The following is a 19,617-nucleotide window of genomic DNA, read 5'->3' as shown; positions in this document are numbered from 1 at the left end:
CCTCAATGATAATTCCGTGACCCCTGTTTAAAGTCCGCCACCAGTTCACTGTACCCTTTAAACTCTTCCGCAATGACATGTACCACATCATTATCCGGGGATTTTTCTAATACGCCGCGCACGACCACCAGTTTTTCAGTGGTGAGGATTTTCATGTATTTCTGTGCAACGGGCAGCCAGACAATCAGGTTGATGTTGCCGGTATGATCTTCCAGTGTCACGAACGTAACGCCGGTGGCGGTTTTGGGCATTTGTCGATTGGTGATCAGGCCGCTGACGACAATGGGCACTTTGATTTTATCGTCTGGGTTGCCCCGGCGTTGTCTTTGGGCTTCGTTGGCCAGTGCCAGCAGTTGGTCTGCTGTTGGCGTATCCGGCAGCATGTCGCGCTCGCGCAGCAGCCGCACAAGATGGGTGCGCAGGGATAGGCCGACACTGTCCTGATCTTCGACCAGATTATCGTAATCATCGGGCGCGGGCAGGGCGGTGTCATCATTATCGAAGGCATCACTGAGCAGATCGTTCTGTGGGTGCATGGCGGCAGCCTGCCAGCGAGCCTGAAAACGATGACCGGCGATGCCGGCAAGCGCGTCGGCGCTGGCCAACGCTTCGATGTCGCCTTTGTGCAGCCCAGGGATCTTTTCTAACTGTCGTAAGCTTTGAAAACCGTCGGCCGGGCGATAAAGTAAAAGACTGATCGCAGCCTGCTCGCTCAGCCCTTTGACTCGTCTCAGTCCCAGCCTCAGTGCGGCATCACCGGTACTGGTGTTGTCCGGCTCCAGCGTGCTGTCCCAATCGCTGTGGTTAATATCAACCGGTCGTACTTTCACGCCATGTCGTTGCACGTCCTGCACTAACTGTGAGGCCGAATAAAAGCCCATTGGTAAACTGTTGAGCAGTGCGCAGCAGAAAGCTGCCGGGTAATGACACTTTAACCAGGAAGATACGTAGGCAATCAACGCGAATCCGGCCGCGTGAGATTCGGGAAAACCGTATTCACCAAAGCCTTCAATCTGTCGGTTGATCCGGTCGATGTAGTCTTGTGGGTAGCCATTAGCCAGCATTTTTTCACTGAGTTTGGCGTGCAGATGACTCATGTGTCCGGTCTTTTTCCAACTGGCCATGGACCGTCGCAGTTCGTCTGCTTCGGTGCCATTAAAGTCGGCTGCGACCATCGCCAGCTTAATCACCTGTTCCTGAAAAATCGGTACGCCGTAGGTGCGCTCCAGTACTTCTTTCAGTTCCGGTTTCGGGTACACCACCGGTTCTTTGCCTTCGCGGCGTAACAGGTAGGGATGCACCATGTCGCCATGAATCGGACCGGGCCGGACGATGGCGACCTGCACAACCAGATCGTAATAACAGTGAGGTTTCAGACGTGGCAGCATGCTCATCTGTGCGCGGGATTCAATCTGAAAAACGCCGACGGTATCGGCTTTCTGAATCATGCGGAAAACATCGGCATCGTCGCGATCAATGTCCTGAATCTGAATCGGTTGCTGGTGAAAGTCCCGGATGAGATCCAGGCTTTTACGCACCGCGCTGAGCATGCCCAGAGCGAGGATGTCGACCTTCATTAAGCTCAGCGATTCTAGGTCGTCCTTGTCCCATTGAATGACGGTGCGGTCGGCCATGCTGGCGTTTTCAATTGGCACCAGATCGGCCACCACGCCTTCGGTAATCACAAAGCCGCCAACGTGTTGAGACAGGTGGCGGGGAAAACTGCTGATCTCCTTCAGTAACGTTTTGAAAATATCGATCTGGTAAGCCGACAAGCCCAGACCGTCGTTAATGATTTCATCGATCCAGTCTTTACTGCGATAGCGCCAGCCGTAGTTGGCGATTTTCTGATCCAGCAGGTCGACCTGAATGCCGAGCGCTTTGGCAACATCACGCAGCGCGGACTTACGTCGATAGGTGATGACGGTAGCGGCCAGGGCGGCACGCTTGCGACCGTACTTTTCATACAGATACTGAATGATTTCTTCGCGGCGCTCGTGTTCAAAGTCGACATCGATGTCCGGCGGATCTTTGCGGCCTTCGGAGATGAAGCGTTCGAACAGCAGGGACGCCTCGCGCGGGTTTACCTCGGTGATGCCGAGCACATAACAGACGACGGAATTGGCACCGCTGCCACGCCCCTGACAAAGAATGCCCCGGCTGCGAGCGAAACGTACGATGTCATAAACGGTCAGAAAATAATGCTCAAAGCCTTTGAGTTTGATCAACGCCAGTTCGGTGTCGATGCGCTTCCAGAGCTCCGCTTCCACCTGGCTGCCAAATCGTCTCTGCACACCTTGTTTCACCAGCAACCGAAGATATTCGCCAGCGCTGTATTGCCCCGGCAGGACATCTTTCGGATAGCGATAGCGGATGCTGTCGAGCTCAAATTGACATTGGTCCGCAATATGGACGGAATTATGGAGCCAGTCGGCCGGAAAAATATGCGCCAGTTTTTTCAGCGAGCGCAGATGATTTTCGGCGTTGGGTTTCAGTTGATGCCGGATGGCTTCGATAGGCTGGTTTGCCCGGATGGCGGTCAGACAGTCGTGCAGTTTTTTGCGTTCAGGGATGTGCATCTGTACATGGCTGCTGGCGACAATGGGCAGCTGATAGTCCTCGGCCAGTTGTTCGACCCGTTCGCGTAATCGGGGTGCGTCGTTATCCAGACTGTTGTCGGCCAGCAACCATAAACGCTTTTCAAACTGATGGCATAAATGCTGAAGCGTGGCGCGGACATCACCATGTCTGGGGGGCAGGTACAGGCACAGGCAGTCGGAGGTGCTGGTTTGCTGAAAGTCATGCAAGCGAGCGTCGTACTGGCCTTTTTCTGCACGTCGCCGCATGCGGGTGATGAGCTGGCAGAGTTGGCGATAGCCCTCGTTGTTGCGCGCCAGCAAGACCAGCGTATGTCCATCGACCAGAAATTCGGAACCAACGATCAGCTTAATGTCGAGCTCATTATCTTTGCGCTCGCGCCAGGCGCGGACGACACCGGCGACCGAGCATTCATCGGTGACGGCCAGAGCGCGGTAACCGAGTTCGCTGGCACGTCGAATCAGTTCCTGCGGATGAGAAGCGGCCCGCAGAAAGCTGAAGTTACTCAGGCAATGCAGTTCGGCAAAGCCGAGGTCGGTCTCAGAGGAATTCGCCATGGAGAAACCACTGTCCGTCATCGCGTCGGAAGACCCAGAAGCTGGCTTGCGCTCGCTCGGCAACGTAATAATCCCGTCGCGTGGGCGCGGCGTCCCACCATCCGCCATCAATGCGTTCCGGGCCGGAGAGAATCCGGTACGGCCGGATATCAATCGGCTTTGGCTGCGGCCAGAGCATGCTGGGCCAGTGCTTAGGGTTCAGCGTATGACGGCTCTGTTGCGCATCGATGAGGCCGGTGGCCACTTCCGGCCGCGGGTCATGCTGCACCGACAGTTTGCGGACATTTGGTTCGCCGAGACGCGCGAGCAGCAAGGACAGCATGCGGTTGGCATCGGCCTGGGGAAAACGGTCGCCGAGAAAGTCATGGCTGTCGTGTTGCCGGGTACGAAAGTCTTTCGCGCGCAGGGTTACCGCTGTCACCGGATCGATCAGTGTCATCTGTTCCAGGTAAGTATCGAGCAGGGCCAGCCAGTCGCTTTGCCGGTCACTGCCCTGAACGGACGGCACTGTCATGAGCGACGCCCGACCGTCGCGATGCTCCAGCTTGATGAGCAGTTTTTCACACAGGAGCTGTCGGCTCTGCAGATAACTTTCCAGCGTCAGCAGCATGCGTTTCAGAGGAAACAACAATCCTCGCGCGTGTTCGGCTTCGTAGTTCAGATGAATGGTCTGTTGGAAACGCGGTGGTAATACAAACTGCTCGGGTGGCTGATTGTCTTGTTCCAGCCGGTCAAGTTGCGTGACCAGCGCGGCACCGAAGCGAAAACCCAGTTCTTGGCGGGGCAAGGCTTTGAGCTGAGGATAGGTTTGAATGCCCATTGCCATGAGTTTTGTCTGAATGGTCTTGTCCAGATCGAGCTGTTCGACGGTTAAGGTATCCAATGCCTGCAGCATGATGGTTCGGTTCTGGGTGCACAGCTCAATACCAGCCTGTGCCAGCAGCCGAGCCATCGCCGGCGTGGCGCCGCAACTCATTGACCAGGTGAAGCCGCTGTACTGCAGGTGCGTGCGGGTGCTTTCCCAGTAAGGTTGCAGACCGCCAAATACCCCCAGCATGGAGCCGGCTTCCAGTAACAGACCACTGGGCGGCTGCAGGCTGATCTGAGCCGCATGGCGATAGCATTGCAGGGCCAACTGCTGCAGTGCCTGTTGTTCGCTATGAGGATCGTATTCAGCCAGGGCGCAATCGGCAAGCAGGCAGAAAGCGGTCTTTTTATTCATACCTTCACGTACGCCCGCGTCCCTTGCATAGTCATTGCATTGCAGCACCGTATGCTGACCCGGTTGCAGCAACAGTTGCGGCAGCGGACGCTGGTCGCCTAAAAAGCCAGCTTCCAGCGCCAGACGTGGAAAGTGCAGGTACAGCCACAGCATGTCAGTGCTCCGGCGTCAGCGGCAGTGACAGGGAAATGTCCGGCCGTGGCCAACCAGCGCGACGCTTCAGCACATCCAGTCGTGAGTCCGCATGCAGATGCACACGCAGGGCGGCCACACTCGGTTGTTGAACGAACCGGGCCGGGCGTAACAGAAAGACCGGAACCCGGGCTCGTTCTGCCGCCAGTTGAATTCGTCGCATCAGCGCTTTGTCGAGCGCTTCACACCAGGTAAGCGCCGCCTGGCAGCCGCCACTGTTCAGGCTTTTTTCGAGACTGTAGCAGAGATCGTTCGCGTTTTTGGCGCGCGCCAGCAGAACCCGTTCGGTATCCAGTTGCCATTGTTGCAGTGCTGGTGCGCAGGGGTGCAGAGGTGGGTTCAACCACAGTTGCCAGCGCGCATCTTGCGTACTGAGACGCGCCAGGGCCGGTAACAGCAGGCGCAGCTCTCCGCTGGCGCGCTGGTCGATCAGAATTTCAGTGACCGCTCCGAGCGGCCAGCCGTGACCCGGCAGGTGAGGGTCGAGCTCAGGCAGACCGGTCGTGATGGCCGGAATCCGGGTTTCCTGCCAGTGCCGAGCACTCCAGAGACGGCCCTGTTCGGTCAGCGTATCGAGCATGGTCATGAGAGAATTACCAAAAACTGTATGTATATACAGTATAGGTTTGGCGATTGAAAAGTCTACTGTGGAACAGTTGTTGAATCGATCAGGCCGCTGAAGGTCAAAATTGCAACCAGAGGATAAGGCTGATCCGAAAGCCGATAGAATGCGTAATACCCGCAAAGAAAAAGGGGATATTTATGACGGATCACACCACTTCGGTGTCTGCACGCCGTGGCGCCTTGCTGGCGACGGGCGTTGCGCTGCTTTGCACTATTCTGATCTGGTGGTCACGCCCACTGGTTATGTCACCGGATCTGCTGCCGGATCAGGGCGCGGCCTGGTACTTCTGGAAATTACCGGACCCGACGTTATGGTCCCGGATAACCGCTTGGGGTGGGTATCTGCTGCATCAGTTCTTTATTTGGGGGCTTATTTTCTATGCACAGCACCAGGCCCTGAGCTACACCAAACACCTGAAGCCGATTAATGTGTTAGCCCTGTTTGGTACGCTGGGGTTTGTGGTACTGCACTGGTTTCAAACCGCCTTTTGGTATGACGGTCTGGCTCAGGATGTCTCGGTATTCAGCTCTCAGGGGTCGGTAATTCTCCTGTTGGTGATGGTACTGGTGATGGAAAACAATCGCCGAGGTTTGTTCTGGGGTAAAAAAATCCCGATGCTGAATGAGCCCGGCCGGGTGTTCCGTCGTTATCATGGCTATGTGTTTGCCTGGGCCACCATCTATACCTTCTGGTTTCACCCGATGGAAAACACGTCGGGCCATTTGATTGGCTTCTTCTATACCTTCCTGATTCTGATTCAGGGCGCGCTGATGTTTACCACGATGCACGTTAACAAATACTGGAAAGTGATCATGGAAGTCATGGTGCTATTCCATGGTACGTTGGTGGCCTTTATGCTTGGGCAAGAAGCCTGGCCGATGTTTATGTTCGGCTTTGCCGGTATGTTCATCATTACGCAAATGCATGGTCTGAATTTGAAAGACTGGCAGAAGTGGGCCTTTCTGGCGCTGTACCTCGGCGGCATTGTTGCGGTTTACAGTGAGCGGGGCTTTGCGCACCTGAACGAAGTGATTCGTATCCCGATGATTGAGTATCTGCTGGCATTGTTGTTGGCCGGGGTGACCTGGCTGATTATGAAGATGGTGGCGCGTCTGCAAAAACCGACGCCCAGCTCGACAGCGGTCCGGACCTGATCGACCAATGGTCCGGTAGCCAGCCGTTCTGCTGATAGCCGGAGAAGCGATCGTCAATCAGCAGAATGTCTCCGCGATCACTTTCGGTACGTACACACCGCCCGGCGGCCTGCAGCACTTTCTGCAGGCCGGGAAACACATAAGCGTAATCAAAGCCGTTAAACTGTTGTTCGGTCATGCGCTCACGAATGGCGTTATTGACGTCGTTCACCTGCGGTAATCCGGGCCCGACGATCACTACCTGTTCCAGTGCCGTCCCGGGCAGATCGATGCCCTCCGCAAACACACCGCCGAGCACGGTCATCAAAGTAAGCCCTTGCTCACTCCGAAAGCGTTGCAGAATGGCATCCCGATCTGTTGATTGCCAACCGGGTTGCTGGATCAGTAAGTACTCGCTTCGATGAAGTGCCGAGGTGCATTGCCGCAGTTGCTGATAGCTGGAAAAAAACACCATGCTGTTGCAGGGACTGTTCACAATCCGCTCAAGCGTGAAGCCTAACGAACCGGCTAACCGATGGCGATCCCGAAAACGCGTTGACACATCGTTCGCCAGATAGACCTGAAACTGTGCCGGCTGGAATGGTGAGGGCAGTGATTGAACAACCGCATTGCTCAAACCGTTCAATTGATTGCTGTAGCTCCAGGGTTGCAGCGTGGCACTGAAGCCGATCACGTTGTGTACCAGATCGTGTTTTTGCTGAAGCAGTGGACTGGGGTTCAGACAAATCAGTTCGACCTGACGTTCATGAGTGTTCCCATCCTGATAGCGCCAGCGAAAATCTGCCAAGTTTGCCAGTTCATTGAGTCGGGCAAAGCGCGCGCAGGCAAAGATCAGTTCCTGCCACTGAACGCTGGGTTCGTAACTCGGGTTTTCCTGCAGCAAAACCGGGGAACGGGCGATGAACTCGCGCATCTGGTGACAGAGCGATTGGGGCAGCGTGGTTGATAACCCGGCGGGCTGATCTTTACAGGCATTGCGTAACTGTCGCTGCAGTTTGCGCACCTCTTGTTGGATAACTTTCGGCACTTCTTTGAGTACCTGTTGAATCAGTGCGCCGCGAAAGACATCACTGAAAATCATCCGACCACGATCAATCAGGTTGTGGCACTCATCAATCAGGACCATGGCCTGATTATCGATTTCTTTCAACAGATAAGGTTGGACGGCGGTGGTGTCGTAGATGTAGTTGATGTCCGCAATGACCACGTCGGACCAGCTGGCCCAATCCTGCGCCAGATAATAAGGGCAGATTTGTTCTTGCTCGGCCAATGTCTTCAACGCTTCGTCAGACCAACGGGTTTGTGCCAGCAGTTGCGGCCAGACCCGTTCCCGTTTGCTGAAATAATCTTGGGCAAAGGGGCAGACGTTGCCATCGCAGGCGGTGTCGGGTGACAGGCAGGCACGGGTTTTGGCGCTGAGAAAAACCGTCGACAACTGCGCTTGCGGATCGATGGCCGTGAGTGCCTGTTCTGCGGCATCCCGGCCGGTCGTTTTCATGGTCAGAAAAAACACACTCTGAGCTGAGTTCTGAGGCATGGCCTTTAATGCCGGAAACAGTGCCGCCAGTGTTTTACCGGTGCCGGTCGGGGCTTCGACGGTCAGATGGGCGCCTGTTGCACAGGCTTTGTAGACGTTTTCGGCCATCCGACGCTGTTCTACCCGCATGCTCGGATACGGGAACGTCAGGTCCTGTAGCCATTGCTGCCGTTGCTGTCGATGCTGATGAACGGATTGCAGCCAGTGATCGTAACGGGCGCAGTAGCTGAAAAAGGCTTCGATCAATGTCTCACGCTGGCAGCGTTTCGAGTCCTGCCATTCATGCAGCGTTTGCGGGTGGACATAGGTCACCGTGACGATCAGTTCGGAACACTCCGGATGAGATAAAGCGAACAGTGCTGCGTAGATTTCGGCCTGCATGCGGTGTTGTGCCCGCACGGAATCGGGAATGTCCTGCGCGGGAACGCGGCTGGTTTTAATTTCTTCAATGGTGTTGTCGGCAATGCAATCGGCCCGGCCGGAGATCACCAGCTCGAAAGATGGATTGCACCATGTTGCCGACAGTGAAACTTCCGTTCGTGTATGGTCGGGTCGATTGTCCTGAACCAGCCGATGGGTGTGCTGGCCTTCGAACGCTGATGGCGAGGGCCGGGCGCTGCCGATCAGATGGCCGTTTGTCTGATTGAACGCGGCCAGAGCCCGCACGGACACCTTAAAGCGTGTCATCGGATTCGTATCGGACGTAGAGGACGTCGGCCGGTATGCCAAGGCGAGCAAAGACCGTCAGCCAGGCTATCTGATTGTCCTGAAGTTTATCGCCGGGCCCTTTGATTTCGATGAATCGATGCTGTCCTTCATGTGCTTGAAACAGATCTGGAAAACCGGATCGATATTGGCGGAGGTCGGTCAACAGATGGTCGAATATCCCTTGCCATTGCGGTTGTTCCAGTGCATCAAAACAAACTAACACGGTGTCGAGATCCAAAGCACTCCAATGCACAAACGGATTACGGATGCCTTGCTTCTCTTCCCAGGTTTGGCAAATTGCTGACCGCCATTGGGGCTTGGATTGTGACGCGAGCTGATCGATCAGGTTTTGGCGCCGGGATGCAAATACTGCATCGTTCAGATCCGTTGGTGCCGCTTGAAAGGGGTGCTGCCAAACGCCGGGAACATCAGCAAAGATGACCGGCCAATAGAGTAATCCGAAGATGGCTAACGGTAAGCGGTTTTCCAGCCAAACGGCACCGGGAAGCTGCTCACAAGCCAGCAGTTCAACACAGGCATCCCCTTTCGGCCAGACGACGGTGTGTTCGGTAATGGGTGGAGGTGCCAGATTCAGTTTTGAATCACCACAGAGGCGGCGCAGTTTATTAACAAAGCGTCGGTAAAACTGCACTTCATCGGATGAGCGGGGGTGTGCCTCAATGTGCGCCAGCAGCGCATTGGCTTCCTCATAACGTTCCAGTTTGGTGTATATCCGTACCCGCCGTTCGCGCGCGGGGGGTAAGTCATTGGTTTCAAACAGGCCCAGCGCCAAAGGCAGTTCGCCGAGCTGTTCAAGCCGATAGGCTAAACGGTTTAAAAAGCGATGCCATTTGGGCACAAGGGTGTCTGGCAGTGATATCTGCAGCGCCTGCTCGACGAGCTCCGCTAGGTTTGAATAATCCCGGGCGTCGTTCATCAGGTAGAACTCAGAGCGCAAGTCATTCAGCAGCAGGTATTGGTCGATGGTTTTGCTGCTGTCGAACAATCGATTGGCTTTGTCGAGAGGCATTGACTCATAGCGAAACAAGCCCAGGTCTTCCAGAATGAATTCCGTAATGTCCTGATGGTCGTTGCCGAAAAACAGCAACTGTATACGCCGCAGACTGTCGTAATCGAGCGGTGTCACCACCGGTTCGTTCAGGCCCCAGTCCTGACAGGGTTGGCACTGTTCGTCATCGAGCCACTGCTCATAAAGATCGGTTTTGCGGGTTTTCCGATCATGACCAAACAGCTCCCGACTGCGGGCCACAGGTAGCAGGTCGATCAGCTCAAAGGCATACACTTCCGGGTTGCGTTGCAGCAACTCAAGATCGGACAGTTCATCGATTGCGAACTCAATGTCGGGAACCTCCGCATACTGGAGTCGATCGGCCAGGAAGTTTGGCCCCTTGCGCATATACAGGCGGATCAGTAAGCGAAGTGACGGTCGGGAGCAGGCCCGCACCTGTTGAATAAAATAACAAACATCGTCATCGAGAATGTCGTTGTAGCGCTGATCGACGACATCGATCATGCGCAGAAAATAGGTTAGATAGTAATCGTCATTCGGAATGGACTGAGTCATAAAACATTCTCAGAGGATTCAGCCCTGCTGCAGGCGCCGTTGTTCCAGCCAGGATTGCAGGATAATCTGAGCCGCCACAGAATCCAGATCGTCCGCTTTGGCTTTCTTTAATGACGAAGCCGGGTTCATGTGCTGCCAGGCTTCACGAGTCGTCAGGCGTTCATCCGCTTCCTCGGCGGGTAACCCGAACCTTCCGTGCAAGCGTTTACGGAATTTGCGCGCGCGGACCACCATCTGAGATTCGCTGCCATCCATGTTGTAGGGGATGCCAACAACAAATCCGGTCGGACGCCATTCCTGAACCAGTTGGTCAATGTCCGTCCAGTTAGGAATGCCGTCTCGAGCGCGTATCGGTTTTAACTTCGAGGCCGTATAGGTTTCGGTCTGGCCGCTGGCAACGCCAATCCAGCCCAGACCCCAGTCAAAGCCCAACCACAGTTCAGCCATCGGCGAGTCCGAAACTGTTATCGGTGCGGAACTGCCAGGTGCGGATGATTTCAAGAACGTCGTATTCTTCCAGCATTTCGGCATCGAACTCATCGAAGGGTGCCGCCAGATAGACGATCTGTTTAGCCGCCTGATCGAGTATGGAGTAACCGGACGATCCGGTGACTTGCACCGAGTTCAAAGTGCCGTCCGAATTGATCGCCACGGCGAGCCGCACCGCGCCGGACAGGCGTTGACTGCGTGCACCTTCGGGGTAGTTTTGATTGCCAATACGTTCCACCTTCTGCAGCCAATCATAAATGTACCGGGCGTCGATGGCGCGCTTGGTCGAAACCGCCGTCAGGGTTCGAACGCGAGGGCGCTTGGCGTAGTTTTGCCGGCTTTCATCTAACAGTGCTTTTAATGTGGCAACGTCGGTGATGTTGTTCAGAATGACGGCCTCTTCGGCATCGACAGCGTCCTGCATGCTGCCGTCATCGCTGCTTTGCGTCAGAGCATCGAAGCTGCTGTTGGACTGAGTCGCGATGATCCGATCGTTATTCGCACGCAGATCGGAAAAACGGATCTGCTGTACGGTAGGGGTGGTGTGGAAAATCTGGTTTTCTTCAATTTCCGACTGTTCCGTCGTTTTTAACAGTGCCGCCTCTTCGAGTGTTCCGCTGCCTTGTTGATCAGCGTCGGCTAAAAAATCGGCCTCTTCTTCGCTGACTTGGGCATCGCTCTTGTGCAGGCTGAGGGTGACGTCCAGCGTTGGGCTGGTTGTCCGATTCAGTTCCGAGGTGAAACTGATCCCAAAAATGATGATCGCGTGCAGAGCGAGCGCGAGAAAAATGGTAAAGCTCAGTCGATCACTGTCCGAGACTCGGGCGGTCGTTTGACTCATCTAACGTGGTTGCTCCAGTTGCTTTTCTATTTCAGTCATCAGCATACCGCCGATGTCGGTTCCATAGGCTGCATCGATTTCACGAATGCAGGTCGGGCTGGTGACATTGACTTCGGTGAGGTAGTCGCCGATGACATCGAGACCGACAAAGAGTAACCCACGCTTGACCAGTTCCGGTGCGACCTGGTTGGCAATCCAGCGATCGCGTTCGGTCAACGGTTGGGCACGACCGGAGCCGCCAGCCGCCAGGTTGCCGCGTGTTTCGCCTTTCGCCGGCAGGCGCGCCAGGCTGTAGTCAACGGGTTTGCCGTTGATCATCAGAATGCGTTTGTCGCCGTCTTTGATTTCAGGCAGATACTTCTGTGCCATGATCTGCTCCTGACCGTTGTTGGTCAGTGTTTCAATGATCACACTCACGTTCGGATCATCGGGTTTGAGACGGAAGATGGCGCTGCCGCCCATGCCGTCCAGCGGTTTAAAAATTACGTCTCCGTGGGTCTGGTGAAACTGACGTAACAGCGAGGCATCCCGGGCAACCAGATGCGGTGGGGTGCATTCACTGAACGCCGTTGCGAAGAACTTCTCATTGCAGTCACGCAGACTTTGTGGACGGTTAACAACCAGCGTGCCCTGCTGTTCAGCGCGTTCAAGCAGGTAGGTTGCGTAGATGTATTCGTTATCAAACGGCGGGTCTTTGCGCATCAGAATGACATCGAACTCGCTCAGTGGAATCGTTTCGGTTTCGCCGAGGTCGTAGAAGTGGTCTGGGTTGCGATGAACGGTCAGCGCCGTTGCCCGACCTTTGGCAATGCCATTGTCCAGATACAAATCGGACATGGTCAGATAATGTACAGACCAGCCCCGGTCCTGAGCGGCCCATAACATGGCCAGAGTGCTGTCTTTTTTGTAGGCGGTGGACTCAATAGGGTCCATGACGACGGCAAGGCGAATGGTCATAATTTATTCCGGTACAGTGTGATTAGGCTCATGTTAAAACAAACTGGTCCGACTCAAAATAACTTTCTTTACAACCGGTTATAGCGATAAGTTAGAATCTATGATAAAAGTGACCCGCTAGAAGTCGGCTAGATTGTGAGAGGCTTTGCCTTTAAGACCCTGAGTGCTTTCAAACGCTGTTCTCGGTGGTGTTTTCTACTGTAGTAACTAGCCGTCATTTAATATAAGAAACAGCGCTTACCCTTGGGATGACCTATGGATACAAGTTTTGACAACCTGAAAGTCATGGTGATTGATGACTCCAAAACCATTCGCCGGACAGCGGAAACGCTGCTGAAGAAGGTGGGGTGTGATGTAATCACCGCGACAGATGGTTTTGATGCGCTGGCCAAAATTGCAGATTCTAAGCCAGATATCATTTTTGTCGACATTATGATGCCCCGGCTTGATGGGTATCAAACCTGCGCGCTGATCAAGAACAACAGCGCATTCAAAGAAACACCAGTAATTATGCTCTCCAGTAAAGACGGGTTGTTTGACAAAGCCAAAGGACGGATTGTCGGCAGTGACCAATACCTGACCAAGCCGTTCGGTAAAGAGGAATTACTGGGCGCCATTCGTGATTACGTCAAGTGAACGAATGAGAGATGTAATGCTCAGCCAAATTGCTAAACGTAAGGGTTTTTGATTATGCCACGTGTATTAATAGTTGATGATTCGCCAACCGAGACTTATGCGTTTCAGGGTATGCTTGAAAAGCACGGTTATGAAGTACTGACCGCAGATAACGGCGCTGATGGCGTGGCATTAGCCCGTCAAGAACTGCCAGATGTTGTCTTGATGGACATTGTCATGCCGGGACTGAATGGTTTTCAGGCAACCCGCCAGCTTACAAAAGGTACGGATACCGCGCATATTCCCGTCGTCATTGTCACCACCAAAGATCAGGAAACCGACCGTGTTTGGGGTCGTCGACAAGGCGCTTCGGGCTATCTCGTTAAGCCGGTAACGGAAGATGAACTGACAAAAACCATTGAAGCCGTAATGGCGGGTCAGACGCTGGGTTGATGACCATGTCTGACCAGACCCCCATTGCCCTGCTGCGAGACCTGGAGAGCAGAGTCCGCTCCACCGCAGTGGGTCTTCCGGAGCAGGAAGAAGCGACCGAAACATTCAGTGGAATCGGATTCCGAATCGGTGACTTTCATTTTGTATCACCGATGTCGGAAGTAACCGAGCTGCTTCGGGTTCCTAATTTTACCCGTCTACCTAATGTTAAGCCCTGGGTTCTGGGCGTTTCCAATATTCGCGGACGCCTGATTCCAATCATCGACCTCAACGCCTTTTTCAATTACGAAAGCAGCACTCCTATCCGCTCCCGGCGGATTTTGGTGATTGAGCAGAATGAGCAGTCCGATGGACTGGTCGTCGATGGTGTCGAAGGTATGCAGTATTTTGCCGCAGACAGTTTTGATCCGACTGTGCCGGATCTACCTGAAGGTTTAAAACCTTTTGTGACCGGGCATTTCGTGAAAGATAAAAGAATTTGGTCCCGTTTCAGCATGATTTCGCTGAGCGACCATGAGCAGTTTCAGGATGTCGCCGTATAATCCCGAACCTGAAAATCAAAAGATACGTTTAATAGATGGCAGCCAGAGGCCGAACTGGAGTTCAAAATGAAACAACGAGCCGGAAACCTAATGACTATTCTGGGTACCAACCGACTTCTCAGTATTTTACTGGCAAGTTTGCTGTTGGTGATCCTGGCCGCGGTAGCGGTGGTCGTGCAGGTTGGAACATTAACCCGATACGATTCGGAATTCTTAGAAAACGCGGGTGAGCTTCGCGTACTTTCTCAGGAGATCGCAAAGAACTCCTCAGAGGCTGCAGCTGGTAAGGAAGAGGCCTTCTCACTCTTGCAGAAAGCCAAAGCCGAATTTGAAATCCGCTGGAATTATATTCTTCAGGGGAACCAGGTTTCTGGATTGCCTGCCATATCAGAGCATGCTTCTTCAGTGAATGTGAATGATCTGGGGAATGTCTGGCTCCGAGTGAGTGATGCGGCGGACCTGATCGTTGAATCCCGGGAAACCATTCTGGCACTGCACAACACGGCCAATACCCTGGCTGAACGAATTCCTGAACTTCAGGTCGAGTACGACGAAGTCATCGAGATTTTGCTGGAAAACGACGCCGAACCGGCTCAGGTCGCCGTTGCCCAGCGTCAGTCCTGGTTGGCTGAACGTATTGTTCGATCGATTAACAAAGTCCTGGTAGGTGGTGAAGGTGCTGTCATGGCGGCCGACTCATTTGAAAGGGATGCTGTATTGTTCGAGCGCGTCCTGGATGGTATGCGCTTTGGTAATCCAAACCTGGATATCGCACAGATTACGGACCCTGAAGCGGCGGAATCGCTGGAAAGTATTGCTGCGATCTTCGAAATTGTCAGTGGTTCGGTGACTCAGATTATGGCGACATCGCCTGAGTTGTTCCAGGTGCGTGAAGCCTCCGGCACGATCTTCTCCGATTCACAATCTTTGCTCGAACTGTCTTCTGACCTGATTGGCCAGATTCAGGTGGCGGCAGACTCCCGTATCTGGAGTCAGAACATCGTCCTCGGCTTAGGTATTCTTGCACTCATTCTGATTGGTTTTGCGGTATTCGTAATTGTCCGCGACACCCAACGCGACTTGCACACCACGGCCGAAACCAACGAGCAAAACCAGAACGCGATTTTGCGACTGCTTGACGAACTGGCTGACCTTGCTGATGGTGACTTAACCACTCAGGCAACGGTTACCGAAGATTTTACAGGTGCGATTGCTGACTCCATTAACTTCGCAATCGACCAGATGCGCTCACTGGTATCGTCGATTAACACGACGGCGGTGCAGGTTTCTTCCGCTGCTCAGGAAACGCAGGCAACGGCGATGCATCTTGCTGAAGCGTCGGAACACCAGGCACAGGAAATTGCGGGTGCCTCGGCCGCTGTGAACGAAATGGCGGTGTCGATTGACCAGGTATCTGCAAACGCCGCGGAATCTGCTGCGGTTGCGGAGCGATCGGTTGCGATCGCTAAGAAAGGTGCTGACGTGGTACAGGCAACCATTAACGGCATGGATAACATTCGTGAGCAGATTCAGGAAACCTCAAAACGTATTAAACGATTGGGTGAATCGTCACAGGAAATTGGTGACATCGTATCGTTGATTAACGACATTGCTGACCAGACGAACATTCTGGCTTTGAACGCAGCGATCCAGGCCTCGATGGCTGGTGACGCGGGACGAGGCTTCGCGGTTGTTGCCGACGAAGTACAGCGCCTTGCAGAACGTTCCTCAGCGGCAACGAAGCAGATTGAAGCCCTGGTTAAAACGATTCAGAACGATACAAACGAAGCCGTTATCTCGATGGAACAAACGGTTGCCGAGGTGGTACGGGGTGCACGATTGGCGCAGGACGCCGGTGTTGCACTGGAAGAAATTGAGAACGTATCGAAAAACCTGGCTGACCTGATTCAGAACATTTCCAACGCAGCACGTCAGCAGGCATCGTCCGCTGGTCACATCTCGAATACGATGAACGTGATCCAGGAAATTACCTCGCAGACATCGGCCGGTACGACCGCTACGGCGAAATCGATTGGTAACCTGGCTCAGCTTGCCAATGACCTGCAGTCGTCGGTTGCCGGTTTCAAACTTCCGGAAAATGACGATGATGTGGAGTCGTTGTCGATTCCGGATCTGGATGACGAGGACATGGTTTCTGTCGGGTAATCCGACAGTTTCCTTGACTGGATTAAGCTATGGTCGTTTCTGTCAATCAGGCTCCGGAGTTATCGGACTCGGCGTTTGCTACGTGGCAGGACATTATTGAAGACCGTTTAGGTCTTCAATTACCGGAGCAGCGGCGAAGTTTTCTTAAAACCTGCCTGTCCATTCGGATGCGCGAAATCGGTTTTGAAGATTATCTCGGATACTATGAGTTTGTTCGTTCAGGGGACGAGGGGTTGATTGAATGGAATCAGCTCATCGATCGCCTGACGGTTCAGGAAACTCGTTTCTTTCGTGATCCAGCTGCCTATTCTCTGGTAAAAGACCACCTCCGTCGGCGTATCAAAGACAGTCAAAGACCATTAAGTCTTTGGAGTGTCGGATGCTCTACCGGGGAAGAAACATATAGCCTGGCGATGTTAACCGCCGAAGTGATTCAACGATCGACTGAAGAACAGCCGATTCGGTTTGGTATCACCGGGTCAGATATCAGTAAACAGGCATTGGACCGAGCGCGGAAAGGGGTCTATGCAGCCCGGCGTTTGGAGTTGGTCGACACGAAGTTGCAGAATAAATACTTCGTGCCTGTCTCGGATAAGTTTCAGGTTGACCAGCAGATTCGAGACCGGGTCTGTTTTGTGCGGCTTAACCTGTTGGAGCTGTCCAGATCCCCGTTGCGAAATTTAGATGTCATCTATTGTCAGAATGTTCTGATTTATTTCCGCAAATGGCGGCGTAAAGACATTGTGATGGAGTTGGCCAGTCGACTCGCACCAGGTGGAATGCTGGTGTTGGGGCTTGGGGAGATGGTGGATTGGTCCCACCCTGATCTTTACCGGGTACCCGGAGAACGAGCACTGGCTTATTTGAAACGAAATTAACACACGAGGAAATCGGCATGGCTGATCGCCGAGACTATGTGGCACTAGAGTGGGTCAAAGGTGAAATCGACGAAACGCTGAAACAGGCGCGTTACGCATTGGAAGCCTTTGTAGATACACCAGACGATACAACCCGTTTGGATTTCAGCCTATCCTATATTCATCAGGTGCAGGGTACCCTGCAGATGGTTGAGTTTTACGGTGCTGCTTTGCTGGCTGAAGAGATGGAGCATCTGAATCAAGCCATTGTCGATGGTACCGTTCCGGCCAGCAGTGATAATCTTGCCGTATTGATGCAAGCGATCATTCAGTTGCCTTCCTACCTTGATCAGATTGGTCGCGGGCAAACGGATATGCCGATTGTCATTCTGCCAATTCTTAATGACCTTCGTGCTGCCCGTGGCGAAAAACTTCTCTCTGAAACGTCACTGTTCAACCCGGACATGGGTGCCGCCCGTCGTATGCTGGGTGAGCCCGATGAAACGCCTTTTACCCGATCGCAAACAACCCAGCTGATTCGTAAGTTACGACAGATGTATCAGTTGGCTTTACTTGGTTGGATTAAAGGGGAACAGGACAGCAACTCAATTGAGTTTTTAGCGAAGTCGGTTAGTCGCGTTGCTGCCCTGACCGAACGAACTCATATTGGCGCACTCTGGCGTGCATTGGATGCTTTTGTCACCGCTGTTAAAGCCGGTTTGGTGGAACGCTCGCCAGCAACCGTGAAAGTCATGCGTGACATTGACCATGCGTTTAAAGCGTTACTGGCGAATCCACTTGAGACGGTTAAACAATCACCAAACGAGTCTCAGCTCAAGAACACCCTGTTTTATCTGGCCAAGCTCGGAGACACGGGCATTGACCGTATCAGCAACATCCAACGGAACTATAAACTGGTCGATGCATTGCCATCGGATCAGGAAGTTCAATCACAACGGGCCCGTCTGGCGGGACCTGACCGAGAAGCCGTCGGAAATGTGGTTACGGCGTTACTGGAAGAACTGGCACGACTTAAAGATGCGCTGGATCTTATGGTTCGCACTCAGGTTAAAGACAGTCAGCGTTTAAGCGAACTGAGCGCTCCATTGCAGCAGTTGTGCGACACCATGGCCGTGGTTGGCTTGGCGAATCCTCACCGCGTTCTCAGTGAACAGATGGACATTATTAAGCAGGCGCAGGAAAAACCTCAGATTGAGGATGATGGCCTGTTGATGGACATAGCCGGTGCGCTTTTATATGTCGAAGCCACACTGTCAGGTATTGTCGAAGATGCCGACCTCAGCGCAGCCGACGGTGACCGTAATGCAAACGTCAGTGACGCACATGAAGCCGTGTTGCGCGAAGCCAGAAATGGTATCGAGCAGGTCAAAGATGCTGTTGTTGAATACATTGGTTCGCACTTCGACAGTCAGCTTTTGAACGAGGCTCCGTCGATATTATCCGGGGTTCGAGGCGGACTGGTGATGGTTCCGCTGTATGACGCCAGCCGGATTCTTAAAGCTGTTGAAGAATACGTACAGACAAAACTGATAAACGACCGTTACCGCCCACAGTGGCAGGAGATGGATGCTCTGGCTGACGCGCTGGTGGGTGTTGAATACTATCTTGAGCGGTTATCTCGCGATGGCTCAGCGATCAATCACGACATTCTTGAGCGCGCCGGTGAGTCCTTATCGAAGTTGGGCTTGCAGGTTATCCTTACCGATGATTCGCGCCAGAATACAGAGGAATCGGCTGTCACCCCTGCTGCGGCGGAAACGGATGAGCCACTCTCGGTGGATGAAGACGTTTCTGAGCCCGAGTCATTGGAGCTTGCAGAACCGGATGACAGCGTTGAGCTGCCAACGGCTGATGTCAGTGAAGATTGGTCCGATGGTCACTCCGATTCGTCCGATGAGTTTGACGTTGATTGGTCAGTCGATGATGCATCCGAAGACGATGTTGTCATTGATTTCAGCGAAGAACTCTCATCCGACTCATCAGAAGAACCCTGGGACGCGTTACCGGTTGCGGATCTTGATGAGCCCGACTTTGAAGACACCCTGGCCATTGATCAGACCGATTTTGGCTTAACTGTTCAAGCAGACGAGCCGTTACCCACCGATGTTGACGATTCTGCGGATTCTGAAGACGACTTGGTCGAGCCAGAGTCAACGCCAGAAGTTGCCGAGTCGCTAACGTCTGATGCAGCAGATCAGGAAGCAGAATCAACGGATGATGATTTAATCGATGATGACATTTTAGAGATTTTCATCGAAGAAGCCGGTGAAGTTCTTGAAGCCATCGAGACTTATTTCCCGAAATATAAAGCCGATGCGAACGATACCGAAGCATTAACCGAGTTCCGACGCGCGTTTCATACTCTGAAGGGCAGTGGCCGGATGGTTGGCGCTACAATCGTCGGTGAAACCGCCTGGGCCGTTGAGAATATGCTCAACCGTTTGATCGACGGCTCGATTGACCGGTCCGATGATCTCGTGCGCGTGGTTGAAGAAGTT

15 protein-coding genes are annotated in these 19,617 nt (G+C 53.5%); 7 read left to right on the top strand and 8 right to left on the bottom strand.

Features of this window, described 5'->3' with window-relative positions:
- Positions 1-2 precede the first annotated feature (2 nt).
- The 3 genes from MED297_RS19240 to imuA are packed head-to-tail and all read right to left on the bottom strand — an operon-like array spanning position 3 to position 5,155.
- Positions 3-3,155, bottom strand: coding sequence for an error-prone DNA polymerase (locus MED297_RS19240; RefSeq protein WP_008047981.1), 3,153 nt, complete (start codon positions 3,153-3,155; stop codon positions 3-5).
- Positions 3,139-4,530, bottom strand: a complete 1,392-nt coding sequence (locus MED297_RS22380; RefSeq protein WP_008047974.1) for a Y-family DNA polymerase — start codon at positions 4,528-4,530, stop codon at positions 3,139-3,141. Before MED297_RS22380 ends, MED297_RS19240 begins: the two co-directional genes overlap by 17 nt.
- Position 4,531: 1 nt before the next feature.
- On the bottom strand, positions 4,532-5,155 hold the full coding sequence (gene imuA / locus MED297_RS19230) for a translesion DNA synthesis-associated protein ImuA (RefSeq protein WP_008047972.1): 624 nt from the start codon (positions 5,153-5,155) through the stop codon (positions 4,532-4,534).
- A gap of 176 nt (positions 5,156-5,331) precedes the next feature.
- On the opposite strand from imuA, the gene MED297_RS19225 reads away from it, so the two are divergent.
- On the top strand, positions 5,332-6,348 hold the full coding sequence (locus MED297_RS19225; protein ID WP_050762957.1) for a hypothetical protein: 1,017 nt from the start codon (positions 5,332-5,334) through the stop codon (positions 6,346-6,348).
- Here MED297_RS19225 and MED297_RS19220 read toward each other — a convergent pair.
- Genes MED297_RS19220 through gshB form a run of 5 tightly spaced genes read right to left on the bottom strand, consistent with a single transcriptional unit; the run spans position 6,287 to position 12,465 of the window.
- A complete protein-coding gene (locus MED297_RS19220; RefSeq protein WP_008047957.1) occupies positions 6,287-8,572 on the bottom strand; it encodes an ATP-dependent DNA helicase in 2,286 nt (761 codons plus the stop codon). The two genes, MED297_RS19225 and MED297_RS19220, sit on opposite strands and share 62 nt — an antisense overlap.
- A complete protein-coding gene (locus tag MED297_RS21620; RefSeq protein WP_008047955.1) occupies positions 8,559-10,178 on the bottom strand; it encodes a VRR-NUC domain-containing protein in 1,620 nt (539 codons plus the stop codon). The genes MED297_RS19220 and MED297_RS21620 overlap by 14 nt, the downstream gene beginning before the upstream one ends.
- An 18-nt stretch (positions 10,179-10,196) precedes the next feature.
- Positions 10,197-10,625, bottom strand: a complete 429-nt coding sequence (ruvX, locus tag MED297_RS19210; RefSeq protein ID WP_008047953.1) for a Holliday junction resolvase RuvX — start codon at positions 10,623-10,625, stop codon at positions 10,197-10,199.
- Positions 10,618-11,508: a cell envelope integrity TolA family protein gene (locus MED297_RS19205; RefSeq protein WP_008047952.1), complete on the bottom strand. Its 891-nt coding sequence runs from the start codon at positions 11,506-11,508 to the stop codon at positions 10,618-10,620. The genes ruvX and MED297_RS19205 overlap by 8 nt, the downstream gene beginning before the upstream one ends.
- Entirely contained in the window at positions 11,509-12,465 is a 957-nt protein-coding gene (gene gshB, locus MED297_RS19200) for a glutathione synthase (protein ID WP_008047950.1), read from the bottom strand.
- A 255-nt stretch (positions 12,466-12,720) separates the two neighbouring features.
- Between gshB and pilG the strand changes: the two genes are divergently transcribed.
- From pilG to MED297_RS22375, 6 genes are all read left to right on the top strand, one after another.
- Positions 12,721-13,101, top strand: a complete 381-nt coding sequence (gene pilG / locus MED297_RS19195; RefSeq protein ID WP_008047949.1) for a twitching motility response regulator PilG — start codon at positions 12,721-12,723, stop codon at positions 13,099-13,101.
- 54 nt (positions 13,102-13,155) lie between these two features.
- Positions 13,156-13,533, top strand: coding sequence for a twitching motility response regulator PilH (gene pilH, locus MED297_RS19190; protein ID WP_008047947.1), 378 nt, complete (start codon positions 13,156-13,158; stop codon positions 13,531-13,533).
- Positions 13,534-13,538: 5 nt separating this feature from the next.
- Complete coding sequence (locus MED297_RS19185) at positions 13,539-14,075, top strand: chemotaxis protein CheW (protein ID WP_040557711.1); 537 nt, start codon at positions 13,539-13,541, stop codon at positions 14,073-14,075.
- A gap of 66 nt (positions 14,076-14,141) precedes the next feature.
- Positions 14,142-16,241, top strand: coding sequence for a methyl-accepting chemotaxis protein (locus MED297_RS19180; protein ID WP_008047943.1), 2,100 nt, complete (start codon positions 14,142-14,144; stop codon positions 16,239-16,241).
- A gap of 29 nt (positions 16,242-16,270) precedes the next feature.
- Positions 16,271-17,119 (top strand): CheR family methyltransferase, encoded by an 849-nt coding sequence (locus MED297_RS19175; protein ID WP_008047942.1) that lies wholly within the window; start codon positions 16,271-16,273, stop codon positions 17,117-17,119.
- Positions 17,120-17,136: 17 nt separating this feature from the next.
- Positions 17,137-19,617: FimL-related protein (locus tag MED297_RS22375; protein WP_008047940.1), on the top strand; the 2,481-nt coding region annotated here is incomplete at its 3' end.

Source organism: Reinekea blandensis MED297, from assembly GCF_000153185.1.
In the GTDB taxonomy this organism is placed as follows: Bacteria; Pseudomonadota; Gammaproteobacteria; order Pseudomonadales; family Natronospirillaceae; genus Reinekea; species Reinekea blandensis.
This window is presented reverse-complemented; position numbering and strand designations above follow the sequence as displayed.